Consider the following 13,528-nt stretch of genomic DNA (forward strand, 5'->3'; position numbering starts at 1 on the left):
TGGTGACACGGGCTGAAGCCGCTGCAGCGACGCGGAGGGCCCTCGTGCGAGCGGCCTCCGAGCTGCTGGACGAGGGGGGACCGGAGGCGGTGACGCTGCGCGCGGTGGGGGCTCGCGCCGGGGTGTCGCGGGGTGCCCCGTACGGGCACTTCGAGGACAAGTCCCACCTGCTGACCCAGCTCGCCGTGGACGCCTGGAGCACGATGGCCGACGCCGTGGAGCGTCTGCGGTCAGACGCCGGTTCGGACCCGGGCACGCGACTCGAGCGGGCTCTGCTCACCCTCATCGGGCTCGGGCGTCGGCAACCGCACCTGTACGCGCTGATGTTCAGCACCCCGGCCGGCGACCCGGAGGCCGTCGCCGCCGCCAGCCGCCTGCACGACCAGTTCCTCGCTGTCGTCGCCGACCTGGTCGGGGAGTCCGACGCTCCTCGCTACGGCGCGCTGCTGATGTCGAGCGCCCACGGGATCGCGGGACTCGAGCTCAGCGGTCACCTGGCGAAGGAGGCGTGGGACGTCGACGGGGAGCAGCTCGTCCGGATGCTCGTCGACGCGATCGGGTCCGCGGTGGGTCGCTGACCGAGGGGCGAGGGCCATCCGGCCGGGCCTCCGCAACCCACTGGGCGCCCGGGTGGTGGGTGGCCGTCCCCCTGCTGTCGTGAGGCAGTCCCGTCGGGTCTCGGTCGTGGGGCGACCGGCGGACCGGCTCAGCCCTTGTGCTCCACGAGCGCCGTCTGTCCGGAGCCGACGTCCGCGGCGAACCGGGCCCACGCCCGGTCGTCGACGTCGAGGGTGTCGAGGAGGTAGGCGCTGACGGCGTCGGCCACGAGGGCGACGCGAGCAGGATCGGGGTCGGTGGTCTCGCTGACCGCCTCTCCGGCGATGCCGCCGAGCGTGTGCTCGCCGCCCGGGACGACCACGAGGGTCTTCGGTGCGGGGCTCAGGTGGTAGGCGTCGAGGAACCAGTCCGGTCCGCGGGTGGACATCCTGGACCGGTCCTCGTCGCCGGCGATGACGAGGGCAGGGGTCGTCATCGTCGGGTAGCCCGGCCTCATGAAGGGCAGGTTCTCGAGCGCGAACGGGGTCAGGGAGTCCCCGGTCCCGGTCACGGCGATCAGGACGCCGGCCCCGATGTCGTCCCGGGAGAAGTCCTCGCCGGCATCGCCCGCGGGGTCGAGGACCCGGGCACCGAGCAGCGCACCGACGGTCTGACCACCCCACGAGTGCCCCACCAGCGCGACCCGCGAGCGGTCGGTCCGCTCGGAGAGCCCGGCCTCCTCGAGCACGTCGCCGAGGTGGTCGAGCACGGCGTGGAGGTCGGCGATCCGGACCCGCCAGATGGTCCCAAACCGGGGGTCGTCGAGCCCGATGCCGATCCGGCGCGAGTCGAGGTGGGTGGGCTGCACGACGACGAAACCGGCGGCGGCCCAGCGGTCGACCAGGGGCTCGTAGCCGTCCATCGACCACGCGTTGCCGTGGGAGAAGACGATGACCGGGAGGTCGCTGCCCCGGGTGGGAGCGGTCACCTTGACCTCGAGCTCCACGGGTCGGTCGTCGGAGGGGACGCTGATCGGCTTGATCGCGATCGTCTGCTGGCGGTGAGTGGGCATGTGCTGGCTTCCTGGACGAGGCTGCGTGCCGCATACTTGACGGAACGTTGTTCCACCACGCTAGCGGAACAGTGTTCCGCAAACAACCCGAGAGGACGGCGACCCGTGCCCCGACCCACCGGTGCCCGTGATGCGGGCGCTCAGCGCACCCGGCAGGCCCTCCTGGCGGCTGCGGCGGAGGTCTTCGTGGAGCTGGGGGTGCACGGGCCCATCCGTGACATCGCCGGACGTGCCCAGGTGGGCCTCGGGACGGTGTACCGCCACTTCCCCAGCCGGGCCGACCTGGTGGTCGCCGTCTACCGCCACCAGATCGACGAGTGCGCCGCGCTGGCGGTGGAGCTGGCGGACTCACCCGAACCCGACCGGGCCCTGTCCCGGTGGATCGAGGCATTCGTCGAGTTCCTGGTCACCAAGCACGGACTGGGAGCGGCCCTGCAGTCCGACGACGCCGCCTTCGAGAGCCTGCACACCCTGATGCTCGACACGCTCGTGCCGGCGTGCGGGCTCCTGGTCGACGCCGCCGCGGACCGGGGACGGCTGGATCCTGAGGTGACCGCGTACGCGTTGATGCGTGCCGTCGGCAACCTCTGCATCCTGGGGCCCGGCTACGTGCGCGAGGACGCGCGGGCGATGGTGGCGCGGCTGCTCGCCGGCTGCCAGCTCACCCGCCCGTAGGTCGAGCCGCGCCCCAGGGCGCCCCACCGTCGGGTGCCCACACCGGGTGGCTGGTCTCAGTCGAGGTCGGAGAGGTCCAGGGCGAAGCGGTAGCGGACGTCGTTGCGGGCCAGCCGGTCCAGCGCGGTCTGCACCTGGGCCGAGGGCAGCACCTCGACGTCGGCGGTGATGCCGTGCTCGCCGCAGAAGTCCAGCAGCGCCTGGGTGGAGTGGTGGCCGGCGCTGCCGGAGGAGGTCAGTCGCCGGCGACCGAGCAGGTGCATGGTCTCCACGGTGACCGGGCCGAGGTGACCGAGCGAGCACAGGGTGCCGTCCAGCGTCAGGCAGTGGAGGTAGGGGCCGAGGTCGTGCGGGCCCGAGACCGTGTCGATGACCAGGCCGAAGCGGCCGCGCTGCTCCGCCATCGCCGAGGCGTCGGTGGAGACCACGACGTGGTCCGCCCCCAGGGCACGGGCGTCGTCGGCCTTGGCGGGGGAGGTGGTGAACACCGTCACCTCCGCGCCGAGGGCGTGGGCGAGCTTGACCGTGAGGTGACCCAGGCCGCCGAGCCCGACCACACCCAGCACGGTGCCCGGACCGACGTCCCAGGCCTGCAGCGGCTCCCAGACGGTCACCCCGGCGCACATCAGCGGGGCGACGCCGGCCGCGTCCAGGGAGGTGGGGCGGTGGTAGGCGAAGGACTCCCGGACCACGTACTCGCGGGAGTAGCCGCCCTGGGTCAGGGTGCCGTCCTGGCGGTCCCGGCCGCCGTAGGTCAGGGTCGGGAACTCCTCGCAGTAGTTCTGCTGCCCTGCCTGGCACATGGCGCAGACCCCGCAGGAGTCCACGATGTTGCCGACCGCCACCGGGTCGCCGACGGCGAAGCCCGAGACGTCGGCGCCCACCGCGCTCACCTCCCCGACGAACTCGTGACCCGGCACCAGCGGGAAGGCGTCGGCGCTGCCCTGGTGGAGAGCGTGCAGGTCGCTGTGGCAGACGCCGCAGAAGTCCACGCGGACCGCCAGGTCGTCGGGCCGCAGCTCGCGTCGCTGGACGGGCCGGCGCTGGAGGAGGCTGTCGGGGGAGTCGGCGACGTAGCCGGTGGTGGTCCGCATGGGATGACCTCTCGTAGAAACCAACTGGTTGGTTAGAAGAGTAGGAGATCGTCGTGAGCGAAGCAACCAACCGGTCGGTCGGCGCTACGCTGGGCCGCATGAGGGACGCCGCAGCCACCCGCGAACGCATCCTCGCCGCGGCCACCGCCGAGTTCGCCCAGCACGGTATGGCCGGTGCGCGCGTGGACCGGATCGCCACCGCCGCCAGCAGCAACAAGGCGCAGCTGTACGCCTACTTCGGCGGCAAGGACGCCCTGTTCGACACGATCTTCGCCGCCCACGTGGCCGCCAACGTGGACGGCGTCCCCCTCACCGTCGACGACCTGCCGGGGTACGCGGTGCGCCTCTACGACGCCTACCTGCACGACCCGGTGCTGGTCCGGCTGGTCACCTGGGCCCGGCTGGAGCGGACGCCGGCCGGTGACCTCTTCGCGCACTGGGCCGACCACGACGTGGCCAAGCTCAGCGAGGTGACGCGGGCCCAGCAGGCCGGACTGGTGGTGGACGACGTCGACCCCGCTGACCTGTGGTCGCTGCTGATCGCGCTGGCCGGGACGTGGGCGCAGGCCTCGATCACCTGGACGGCCACCCCGGACGAGCCCGAGGCCGACCACGAGCGCCGCCGCCGCGCTCTCGCTGCCACGGTCCGACGGGCCTTCTGCCGCTGATCCGCCACGCGTTCCGAGCGGCCAGGATCGGTGCTCCGCGCCGGCCGCCCGGTCCTGACCACGCAGAGCCGGAAGTCGTCGGCGTGTGGTCTCAGGCGGGCTGGCGCTGGACGAGCTGCACGGGGTGCCCGTCGGGGTCGGTGACGAAGGCGACACGCAGCCCGTCGCGGAACGGGTGCGGTGCGGAGCGCGGCGCGCCACCCGCGGCCACGGCCACCGCGGACGCCTCCTCCACGTCGTCGGTCCACAGCGTGATGCAGGCGCGGTGGCCCGAGGTGACGGGTTCCAGTCCGTGGTGCTCGGCGGCCGGACCCGGGAGGGCGAGCCCCAGGCCGAACCCGCCCAGCACCATCTCGATCTTGAAGGGCTGCGACGCGGGTGCCCGGAAGGTCTCCTCGAAGCCGAAGGTCGCGTAGAAGGCCGCAGCCCGCTCGCAGTCGTCGACGAAGAGGATCACCTGCGGGTCGGAGAAGATCATGCTCTCGATGCTGCCCGACCGGTGGCGGTCACGCCCAGCCCCTCGTGGTCAGGGGTGCAGCGCCGCGCCCTTGACCACCCGGTCCACCACGTTGCGGGTGGAGTGCAGACCCAGCCCCACCAGGTCCAGCTCGGCGCCGGGGACGTCACGCACCACGGCCCGGTTCGCGGCGTCGTGCCCGGTGCGGAACATGTCGGCGGTGAAGACGGCCAGCGGCAGCTCGCGCCGCACGGCGCGCTCGTGCACGGCCCGGAGCAGCGCCAGGTCCGCGGTGAAGACGAGCACCGGCTGGCCGAGCAGCGGCAGGTAGGTCTGCCCGTCGGCGTCCTGGTACGGCTCGCCGACCAGCTGGGGCGCGGCGGCGGTCAGCCCGCTGGAGAGGAACGCGGTGACGTTGAGCCGCTGCCACACCTCCAGGTCGTCGCGGACGAGGACGGCCACCTTGGTCTCGAAGCGGGGTGCGGTCAGCGCGGAGGAGTCGGTCACGGCAGCATCCTCCGCCGCCGACCGACCCGCGTCTTGTACGTTCCTGCGCGCTAGCCTGAAGCGGTGCCGAGGTCCGGGGGAGCGAGCCAGGTCCGCGCCTGGCGGCCGGAGGTGCCCGGCGTCACCGAGGTGCTGCACGCCCACCTCGTCGGCCACGCCTACCCCGCCCACACCCACGACACCTGGACGCTGCTGCTGGTCGACGACGGAGCGGTGGTCTACGACCTGGACCGGCACCGCCACGACACCAGCCGCGCCCGCGTGACGGTGCTGCCGCCCGGGGTCCCGCACGACGGCCGTCCCGCCACCGGGCACGGGTTCCGCAAGCGCGTGGTCTACCTCGACGCCGCGGTGCTGGGGGAGGGTCGCACCGGTCGGGCGGTGGACCACCCGGGCTGGGCCGACCCGGTGCTGCACTCCGGGCTGGACCACCTGCACCGGGTGCTGACCCGCCCCGAGGAGGCCTTCGAGGCCGAGGGTCGGCTGGCCCTGGTGGTGGAGCGGCTCCGCGGGCACCTGCCCGGCTCCGGCGACGAGCGGGTTCCGGCACCCGGGGCGCCCACCCGCCGCCTGGCCCGCGAGCTGCGCGAGCTGCTGGACGCGTCCGTGGTCCCCGGCATCACCCTGGCCCGGGCCGGCCACCTGCTGGACGCCCCGGAGTCGACGCTGGTCCGGGCCTTCTCCGCCGAGTACGGCATCCCACCCCACCGCTACCTGACCGGACGTCGGCTCGACCGGGCCCGGCGGCTGCTGCTGGCCGGCGAGCGGGCGGCCGAGGTGGCCGTGGCCGTGGGGTTCCACGACCAGGCCCACCTCAGCCGCCACTTCCGGCGGCTGATGGGCGTCCCGCCCGGCCAGTTCGCGCGGGTCGCCCGCACCGCTCAGCCCGCGGCGTAGGGCACCTCGACGTCGAGCACCCAGGTGACCCCGAACCGGTCGCGCAGCATCCCGTAGAGCGGGGACCAGCCGGCCGGCGCCAGCTCCTGGACGACGGTCGCCCCCTCGACCAGCCCGGCCCAGGCGGCGCGGATCTCCTCGGGGTCGGCCCCACGGACGGAGACGAACACCGGGTTCACGCCGGGCTCGTAGGGCAGCCGCGCCGGCACGTCGTAGGCCATCAGGTGCAACCCGCCCTCGCTGCGGACCTGGCCCCACATCAGCTGGTCGGCCTCGGCCGGCTCCCTGGTGTCCTGCGCGTCGGCGTAGGTGACGGCGAGGACCTCCCCGCCGAAGACCGAGCGGTAGAGCTCCAGCGCGGCACGGGCCTGGCCGCGGAAGTTCAGGTGCGTGGTGGTGGTGATCGTCATGTCTGCTCCTCGAGCGTGGTGGACCGGGAGGCACCCGGGCGGCTCCGCGTCCTGCGGTGTGCTGCACCAGCTACGCTACGGAGCATCGCGGCCAGTTACTGACCGCAATGACCGCGGGAGGACGCATGGCCTCGACGAGCTCACGCACCCTCGAGCTGCTCTCCCTGCTGCAGGGCCGCCGGCACTGGCCGGGTGCGCTGCTGGCCGAGCGGCTCGGGGTGTCGGCGCGGACCCTGCGTCGCGACGTGGACCGGCTGCGGGAGCTCGGCTACCCGCTCCGGGCCCAGCCCGGGGTCGACGGCGGGTACGCGCTGGCACCGGGGGCGACGCTGCCGCCGCTGGTGGTCGACGACGACGAGGCGACCGCCCTGGCGGTGGCGGTGCAGAGCCACCTGGCCTCCGGGTACGCCGACGAGGCCGGTCTCCGGGCGCTGACCAAGATCGTCCAGGTGCTGCCCCGCCGGCTCCGGGCCCGGCTGGACGCCGTCCGCGGGGCCAGCACCCCGACCAGCTGGCGCAGCACCGCCGCGGCGCCGGTCGACCACGACGTCCTCACCACGCTGGCCCTGGCCTGCCGCGACTCCGAGCGCGTGCGGTTCGGCTACCGGAGCCTGGAGGGGACGCGCTCGGCGAGACGGGTGGAGCCGCTGCAGCTGGTGCCGCTCGGGCAGCGCTGGTACCTGGTCGGCTACGACCTCGACCGGGGGGACTGGCGCACCTTCCGGATCGACCGGATCGGCGACGCCGCCGGGACCGGTGTCCCGTTCGCCCCCCGCACCCCGCCCTCGGACGACGTCGGGGCCTTCGTCCGCGAGCGCGTCGCTGGGGGTGCCGGGGGAGGGCGGTACCGGGTGGAGGTGGTGGTCCAGGCGTCCACGGAGTCCGTCCGTGCCTCGGTCGGCCGCTGGGCCGACGTCGAGCCGACCGCGCCGACGAGCTGCCGGATGACCATGGAGACCGACGCCCTGGAGGGTCCGTTGTTCGCGCTGGGCTCGATCGGGGCGGAGTTCACCGTGCTGGCGCCGCCGGAGCTGGCGCGGCTGGCCCTCGACTGGGGCGCGCGGCTGACCCGGGCCGGCCGGAGCGACGACGGTGCCTGAGGACGGCGCGAGCCACCCAGGGGCGTCCGGCGAGCCGGCTAGTGGGCGCCGTTCTGCTGCCGCCAGCGGCTCTGCTTGGCCCGGTTGCCGCAGATCCGCATCGAGCACCACTGGCCCGTGCGCGAGCGGGACGTGTCGTAGAAGGCCCACTGGCAGGTGTCGTTCGCGCACGCCTTGAGCCGGGACCAGGTGCCGTCCTGGATGGCGGCGGCGACGACGGCGACGACGCGTCCCAGCACCGCGTCCACGCCCTGCCCCCCGGGCTCGAGGTGGACCCCGTCGGCGGTGAAGCGCGCGGTGAGGCGGGAGCGGCGAGCGGTCTCGTCCAGGGCGGTCACCGTCTGGTCCGGCAGCGGGGCCCGGTCGTGGTTGGCCAGCAGGGCGGCCCGCAGGGACTCCCGCAGTCGGCGCGCGGAACCGAGGTCGGCCTCCGAGGCGGGCACGTCGATGTCGTGCTGGTCCGCCCACTCCCGCCAGGACGTCGGGTCGGCGAGCCGGTCGACGCCGGTCTCGAGGTCCACCGAGTTGACGAAGGCGCGCACCAGCTCGAGGTCTCCCGGAGCCGGTACGACCGGTGACGACGACGCGCTCACCCCGCCAGCGTAACCCCCCTTGCCGCGACGCCGGTTGGCAACATAACCTTCTTAACCATGACGAAGGTTACGAACGCCTGGCAGGTGCCACGCTTCCGCCGGGTCTGGGGTGCCGGCGCCGCCGCCGGGCTGGGGGCGGAGATCGGCGAGCTGGCGATCCCGGTGCTCGCGGTCGTCACGCTCGGGGCCTCGGCCGCCGAGCTGTCCTGGGTCCGGGCGGCGCTGCTGCTGCCCTACCTCCTGCTGACCCTCTGGCTCGGCGTGCTGGTCGACCGTCTGCCCCGACGGCCCCTCCTGGTCCTCGCCGACCTGGCCCGCGGGGTGCTGCTGCTCGCGGTCTGCGTGCTGGCCCTCGGTGGCTGGCTGACCATCCCCGTGCTCGTCGCCGCCGCCGCACTGATCGGCTCGCTGACCGTCCTGTACGCGCTCGCCGACTTCTCCTTCCTCCCCGAGGTCGTGCCCGAGGGGGCGCTGATCGACGCCAACGCGAAGATCACGGCGACCCAGTCGGTGATCGGGGTGGCGGGCAACGGCGTCGGCGGGCTGCTGGTGCAGGTCCTCACGGCGCCGGTCGCGCTGGTGCTGAACGCACTGGGCTACCTCGCCTCCGGTGCGCTGATCGCCTCGGTACGGGTGCCGGACTCCCGCCCCGCCCGGAGGGGCCGCTCCTCGGTGCTGGCCGAGGCCCGGGCGGGCACCGGCCACCTGCTGCGCCATCCGGTGCTGCGGGTCCTGGTCGCCGAGGCCGCCCTGTGGAACCTGGGCAACGAGGTGCTGATGATCGCGCTGGTGGTGCTGCTGCTCCACGAGCTGGCGCTCGGGCCGCTGGTGCTCGGCCTGGTCCTGATGGCCACCGGCACGGGCGCCTTCGTCGGGAGCCTGTACAGCCGGCGGCTGACCGCACGGTTCGGCTACGGCCGCTCCCTGGTGGCCTCCCTGCTCCTCGGCAACAGCGCGCCGCTGGTGGGGGTGCTGCTGCTCCAGCTCGGCGGCTGGGTGGGGATCGCGCTGCTGGCGGGGACGTTCCTGGTCTCCGGCTCCGGCATCGGGATCGCCAACTCCCAGGCGGTCAGCCTCCGCCAGCTCGCGGTGCCCGGCGAGCTGCGCGGGCGGGTCAACGCGGGCTACCGGCTGGTCTCCTGGGGCGCCCTGTCGATCGGGGCCATCGGTGGCGGCGTCCTGACCACCGCGACCGGTCCGCTGACCGCGGCGCTGGTCGGCACCGCGGCGATGGCCCTGGCCACCGTGCCGGTCGCCCTGTCCCGGGTCAGGTCGCTGGTCCACGTCGAGGACGTCGTGCCGGTCCCCGCTGCGGCACCGGGCAGCCCGGCGGCCACCCCGGGCAGGCAGTGACCCCGCCCCGGGTCGTCCGGGACGGGGTCACGCCACGACGGCGGCTCAGCGGCCGGCGGTGAGCCACTCCTGCGGCGAGAGCGCCCGCTCGGCGATCCGGACGTCGCCGAGGCGGCCGGCGAAGCTCTTCTCCACCTCGCCGTCGAAGGAGCTGGCCCCGACCAGCCACGGGCTGGGGTCGCCGTCGATCCCGACGCTGGTCGCGCTGGGGTTCCGGGCGATCGGGGCGCCGTCGACGTAGACGGTGGTGGTCGAGCCGTCGTTGACCACGGCCACGTGGCGCCAGACCTCGTCCTCCATCTCGTGACCCCAGTTGGTCAGGGTCGTCGGCAGGTTGGTCGGGTACATCTCCCACTGCAGCTGCCGGCTGGGGGAGACGCTCAGCGTGGCGATCGGGGCCGCGGTGCTCCATCCGCCGGTCTTGCCCTCGTCGGCACCGGTGGCCAGCCGGGACAGGATCCCCATCCACTGCCGGTCGCCGGAGCAGCAGTCCTCGGGGAGGCGGACGAAGGCCTCGATCGTGTAGCCGTCCTCGAACCGCTCCTCCTCCAGCGGGGCGCCGGGCACCGTCTGCAGGTAAGACGCCTGGTTGGTGGTGAACTCCAGGCTGCCCGCGCCGGGCTGCTGGGGGTCGGCGTCGTCGCGGTAGACCAGCGACCCGCGTGGCGTGCCCTCGGGGGTGACCATCCGGAGGTCGTTGCCCCGGCCGGAGAGGTCGGCCAGCCCGGGCGTGCCCGCCGGGACGGGGCGACCGTCCTGACCGCGGCGGCGACCGGTGTCACCGAGGCGCCAGTAGGCGACGGTCCCCTCCACCAGGGAGGCCTCCACCGGGGCGGCCGCGGCACGGCCCGGTGCCGGGGCGAACCCGGCGAACCGCTCGGCGAAGTCGATCTCGAGGGAGAACTGGTCCACCGCGCGGTCGATCGCCCGGGTGGGACGCGCCACGTCCCCGGCCAGCGGGTTGCCCTCGGCCCGCTCCCGCTCGGCCCAGGGGGAGAAGGTCTCGACGTCGATGCCGTGGGCGGTCAGGTCAAAGGTGTAGAGCCGGATCATCCCGGCCCCGCCGTAGTACTGCTCCTGGTAGTTGACCAGGTCCAGCTCCACCGGGTTGCCGGCCGCGTTCTCCATCGAGGCGCGGGCGGTGGGCCAGAAGTGCCCGCCCATGGCGAGGAAGACCTGGTCGTTGTCCTCGATCAACCGGTCCCACAGGCCCTGCCCGTAGCCGGAGAACGCCGCCACGCCGTCCCCGCCGTCCAGGACGAGCTCGTGGCTGGTGAGGATCACGGGCAGCTGCGGGTGCTCGTCGATGACCTGCTGGGCCCAGGCGAAGGAGGCGTCGGACATCCGCCAGTCCAGGGCCAGAAGCAGCCACTGCCGGCCGCCGCCGGAGAAGACGTGGAAGGTGTTGTAGCCGGTGGGGTCGCTGCCGCCGAGGGTGCCCAGGTCGGCCACCCGCTCCGGTCCGAAGACGTCGAGGTAGGGGGTGTCGGGACGGGTGTCGTCGTCGCCGCGGACGTCGTGGTTGCCGGCCAGCACGCTGTAGGGCATCTCCGCCTCGTCCAGCACGCGGTACACCTCGTCCGCGCCGGCCATCTCCTCGGCGGTGCCGTGCTCGGTGATGTCACCCAGGGCGGCGGTGAAGGCGATGTCGCGCTCCTCGCGGTTCTCCACGATCCACTCGAAGGCCTCCGCGACCGGGCGGGCGTCCGAGCGGGTCACCCCCTGCTCGTAGTCGATCAGGTACTGGGTGTCGGGCACCACGGCGAGGGTGAACCGACCGTCGGTGTCGGGCTGCGGGGTGGGCTGCGCCGAGGCGACGGCCGGGACGGCCAGCAGCGCGAGGGCGGCGGCGACGAAGAGGGCACGGGGGGAGCGCACAGTTCCTCCTGGGGCGGGTGGGGTGCCGGGTCCGGCGACCCCAGCCTGGTCCCGGCAGAGGACGTCAGGAGGACGTGCAGGTGACGGCGCGGGATCGGGTGCGCGAACGCCGCCCGCCGAGGTGCTCAGAACGGCCCGAGGCCACCCGCCAGCAGGGACGGGGCCCACCGGACCAGCCCCCCTCGCAACGCCACGAGGGGGCTGGTCCTGCGTGCGGTGCTCAGGGGGTGACCTGGACCCGGTCCTGCTCGGGGAGGGTCACGGAGCCGAGCTCGCGCAGGTACGACACGAAGGTGATGTGGTCGGTGTGCGGGTGGGTCCGCATCAGCTCGGTCGTGCGCAGCGCGGGGAAGTCGCTGGAACCGTTGAAGGTGTCCACCGGCCCGGCGACCCGGTAGGTGCGTCCGAGATCGAGGGGGGCGCCGCCGATGGTGATGGAGGCGGGATCGACCCGGTCACCGACCGGCGCGGACGCCTGCCAGGTGTAGCGCACGTCGGCCGACACCGCGATCGGGTAGAACGTCTCCGACCCGTCCGGACCCACCACCCACTGCTGCTCGAGCGCGGCCTCCAGCTGCGCCCCCGTGCGGGTCGCCGTGACGACCTTGTGCTCGTGGCCGAACACCTCGAAGGCCGCCTGGTGGGTGAACGCCGACAGTCCCGCCGGCGCGTCCGCGTGCGGGGTGGCAGGGAGGTCGCCGTGGATCTCGCTGTTCCACCCGGGCCCGGAGTGGTCGCGCGTGGCGACCATGCCGAGGTCGGCCTCCAGCTGCGGCTCGGTCGCGGCGGAGCGGAGCATGGCGTCGGCCACCAGGTTGCCCAGGGTGGACTCCCCGGAGGCGTCGCGCTGGAGGGTGGCGGACCCCTCGGTCCACGCCACCGGGGTCGTGGCCCGCTCGGCCGCGAAGCCGGCCCAGTGGTCCTTGATGGCCCGGACCTCCGGGTCCGGCCGCCCGTCCTGCGTGACCGGGTGCATCGTGAAACCCGATCGGTCGCGGATCACGTCGTCCGTCTGCGGGTCGATCGACAGGTTCAGCTCGGCGATGACGTTGCCGTACGAGCCGCCGATGGCCAGCGGACGGGGGTCACCCGCCGGGTCGGTGACGGTGCAGCTGGCGAGGCCGTGGGTGTGGCCGGCGATCACCGCGTCCACGGCGGGCACGGCCTGGGTGGCCACCGTCCAGGCCAGGTCGCGCGGGTTCTCGCACGCGTCCACGGCCTTGGAGTCCTGACGCAGGCCCTCGTGGTCGAGCACCACGATGGCCTCCACCCCCTGCGCCTGGAGCTCGGCGGCGTAGTGGTTCACCGCGGTGACGGCGTCGGTGGTCTCCAGCGCGTCGTTGTAGGACATGGCGTGGCGGTCCGAGCCCTGGAGCGTGATCCCGATGAAGCCGACCTTGGACCGGGTGCCGCGCCGACCCTCCACCTCGCGGATCGCGTAGGGCTGGAACACCAGGTCCCCGGACTCGCGCCAGTGCACGTTGGCGGAGAGGTACTCGAAGTCCGCACCCGCGGAGAGGGCCCCCGTGGAGTCCACGAAGCAGTCGTCGGCCCGCGGCCCCCCGGGGCAGGCCTGCTCGCTGGTGTGGTCGAGCAGGTAGTCGATGCGCCAGTCGAGGTCGTGGTTGCCGACCGAGCTGAACTCGAAGTCCAGGGCGTCGAGGACCTCCATGGCCGGCTCGTTGGCCAGCGACTTGTCCGGGTAGTTGTAGCCGGTCAGGTTGTCGCCGTTGAGCACGCGGAACGTGTTGCCCCGGCGGTGCCGGACCGACAGCCGGTCGAGCTCGCTCGCCAGGTAGGCCGCGTCGCCGGCCTCGTGCACGGTCCCGTCGGAGAGGTAGATGTCCGTGTCCTGCGAGGGGAGCTTGTCCCCTCCGTGGAAGTCGGTGACGGAGAGCACCTGGACGTCGATCGGGGGACCCCAGCGCACGTCCCTTTCCGGGGCGGCGTCGGCCGGGACGGCGACTGATGCGAGGGCGAGGGCGAGCAGTGCTGCGCCGAGACGGACGTGCTGTGGCACGGGGGGACCTCCGACTGGTGGGGACGGGGTCCCCAGACAAGGGCCCTGACGTGAACCCGCAGCAGCGACGCCGTGGCCGTCGGGTGGCCGTGTCCGGAAGACCCGGCGCCGGTCCCGTCCCGTCGGTGGGGAGTCCGCATCAGCGCCGGGGCGCCAGGTGGTGGTGGCCGAGCCGAGCTGGACGTCCAGCGTCGTGCCGGTGGCCACGTGGTGCTGGCGAAGAACTGCCGGTAGGCCCGGTTCCAGCCGGCCGATGCACCGCCCTCA

14 protein-coding genes are annotated in these 13,528 nt (G+C 73.7%); 6 read left to right on the plus strand and 8 right to left on the minus strand.

Features of this window, described 5'->3' with window-relative positions:
• Nucleotides 1-44: 44 nt before the first annotated feature.
• The gene (locus BLT52_RS12165) at nt 45-578 is read left to right on the plus strand and encodes a TetR/AcrR family transcriptional regulator (RefSeq protein WP_197679023.1); all 534 of its coding nucleotides are present in this window, start codon (nt 45-47) and stop codon (nt 576-578) included.
• 128 nt (nt 579-706) lie between these two features.
• Here BLT52_RS12165 and BLT52_RS12170 read toward each other — a convergent pair whose 3' ends face one another.
• Nucleotides 707-1,609, minus strand: a complete 903-nt coding sequence (locus BLT52_RS12170) for an alpha/beta hydrolase family protein (protein ID WP_090593952.1) — start codon at nt 1,607-1,609, stop codon at nt 707-709.
• Nucleotides 1,610-1,714: 105 nt separating this feature from the next.
• On the opposite strand from BLT52_RS12170, the gene BLT52_RS12175 reads away from it, so the two are divergent.
• Nucleotides 1,715-2,284, plus strand: a complete 570-nt coding sequence (locus BLT52_RS12175; protein WP_090593954.1) for a TetR/AcrR family transcriptional regulator — start codon at nt 1,715-1,717, stop codon at nt 2,282-2,284.
• Nucleotides 2,285-2,340: 56 nt separating this feature from the next.
• Here BLT52_RS12175 and BLT52_RS12180 read toward each other — a convergent pair whose 3' ends face one another.
• Nucleotides 2,341-3,378 (minus strand): NAD(P)-dependent alcohol dehydrogenase, encoded by a 1,038-nt coding sequence (locus tag BLT52_RS12180; protein WP_090593955.1) that lies wholly within the window; start codon nt 3,376-3,378, stop codon nt 2,341-2,343.
• Nucleotides 3,379-3,476: 98 nt separating this feature from the next.
• Between BLT52_RS12180 and BLT52_RS12185 the strand changes: the two genes are divergently transcribed.
• Nucleotides 3,477-4,046 carry a TetR family transcriptional regulator gene (locus tag BLT52_RS12185; protein WP_090593957.1) on the plus strand — a complete coding sequence of 190 codons (570 nt, stop codon included), beginning with the start codon at nt 3,477-3,479 and terminating at the stop codon, nt 4,044-4,046.
• Between the two features lie 91 nt (nt 4,047-4,137).
• Here BLT52_RS12185 and BLT52_RS12190 read toward each other — a convergent pair whose 3' ends face one another.
• On the minus strand, nt 4,138-4,524 hold the full coding sequence (locus BLT52_RS12190) for a VOC family protein (protein ID WP_090593959.1): 387 nt from the start codon (nt 4,522-4,524) through the stop codon (nt 4,138-4,140).
• A gap of 48 nt (nt 4,525-4,572) precedes the next feature.
• Nucleotides 4,573-5,010 carry a DUF2000 family protein gene (locus BLT52_RS12195; RefSeq protein ID WP_231946288.1) on the minus strand — a complete coding sequence of 146 codons (438 nt, stop codon included), beginning with the start codon at nt 5,008-5,010 and terminating at the stop codon, nt 4,573-4,575.
• Nucleotides 5,011-5,073: 63 nt separating this feature from the next.
• On the opposite strand from BLT52_RS12195, the gene BLT52_RS12200 reads away from it, so the two are divergent.
• A complete protein-coding gene (locus BLT52_RS12200; RefSeq protein WP_090593960.1) occupies nt 5,074-5,907 on the plus strand; it encodes an AraC family transcriptional regulator in 834 nt (277 codons plus the stop codon).
• Here the strand turns inward: BLT52_RS12200 and BLT52_RS12205 are convergent.
• Nucleotides 5,892-6,317 (minus strand): VOC family protein, encoded by a 426-nt coding sequence (locus tag BLT52_RS12205; protein ID WP_090593962.1) that lies wholly within the window; start codon nt 6,315-6,317, stop codon nt 5,892-5,894. The genes BLT52_RS12200 and BLT52_RS12205 overlap by 16 nt on opposite strands.
• 125 nt (nt 6,318-6,442) lie before the next feature.
• Between BLT52_RS12205 and BLT52_RS12210 the strand changes: the two genes are divergently transcribed.
• Complete coding sequence (locus tag BLT52_RS12210; protein ID WP_090593964.1) at nt 6,443-7,417, plus strand: helix-turn-helix transcriptional regulator; 975 nt, start codon at nt 6,443-6,445, stop codon at nt 7,415-7,417.
• 38 nt (nt 7,418-7,455) lie between these two features.
• On the opposite strand, the gene BLT52_RS21450 is transcribed toward BLT52_RS12210, so the two are convergent.
• Nucleotides 7,456-8,010 (minus strand): CGNR zinc finger domain-containing protein, encoded by a 555-nt coding sequence (locus tag BLT52_RS21450; RefSeq protein ID WP_090593966.1) that lies wholly within the window; start codon nt 8,008-8,010, stop codon nt 7,456-7,458.
• A 57-nt stretch (nt 8,011-8,067) separates the two neighbouring features.
• Between BLT52_RS21450 and BLT52_RS12220 the strand changes: the two genes are divergently transcribed.
• A complete protein-coding gene (locus tag BLT52_RS12220; protein ID WP_090593968.1) occupies nt 8,068-9,363 on the plus strand; it encodes an MFS transporter in 1,296 nt (431 codons plus the stop codon).
• 45 nt (nt 9,364-9,408) lie between these two features.
• Here the strand turns inward: BLT52_RS12220 and BLT52_RS12225 are convergent, their stop codons facing one another.
• Both BLT52_RS12225 and BLT52_RS12230 read right to left on the minus strand, forming a co-directional pair.
• Nucleotides 9,409-11,241, minus strand: coding sequence for a LamG-like jellyroll fold domain-containing protein (locus tag BLT52_RS12225; RefSeq protein ID WP_231946289.1), 1,833 nt, complete (start codon nt 11,239-11,241; stop codon nt 9,409-9,411).
• A 220-nt stretch (nt 11,242-11,461) separates the two neighbouring features.
• Nucleotides 11,462-13,261, minus strand: coding sequence for a bifunctional metallophosphatase/5'-nucleotidase (locus BLT52_RS12230; protein WP_157677111.1), 1,800 nt, complete (start codon nt 13,259-13,261; stop codon nt 11,462-11,464).
• Nucleotides 13,262-13,528 lie beyond the last annotated feature (267 nt).

The organism is Auraticoccus monumenti (assembly GCF_900101785.1).
Classification (GTDB): domain Bacteria; phylum Actinomycetota; class Actinomycetes; order Propionibacteriales; family Propionibacteriaceae; genus Auraticoccus; species Auraticoccus monumenti.

Coding starts and splice junctions, on each gene's coding strand:
- BLT52_RS12220 (WP_090593968.1), top strand. CDS start 8,068: ATGACGAAGGTTACGAACGCCTGGCAGGTGCCACGCTTCCGCCGGGTC.
- BLT52_RS12170 (WP_090593952.1), bottom strand. CDS start 1,609: ATGCCCACTCACCGCCAGCAGACGATCGCGATCAAGCCGATCAGCGTC.
- BLT52_RS12205 (WP_090593962.1), bottom strand. CDS start 6,317: ATGACGATCACCACCACCACGCACCTGAACTTCCGCGGCCAGGCCCGT.
- BLT52_RS12185 (WP_090593957.1), top strand. CDS start 3,477: ATGAGGGACGCCGCAGCCACCCGCGAACGCATCCTCGCCGCGGCCACC.
- BLT52_RS12180 (WP_090593955.1), bottom strand. CDS start 3,378: ATGCGGACCACCACCGGCTACGTCGCCGACTCCCCCGACAGCCTCCTC.
- BLT52_RS12210 (WP_090593964.1), top strand. CDS start 6,443: ATGGCCTCGACGAGCTCACGCACCCTCGAGCTGCTCTCCCTGCTGCAG.
- BLT52_RS12190 (WP_090593959.1), bottom strand. CDS start 4,524: ATGATCTTCTCCGACCCGCAGGTGATCCTCTTCGTCGACGACTGCGAG.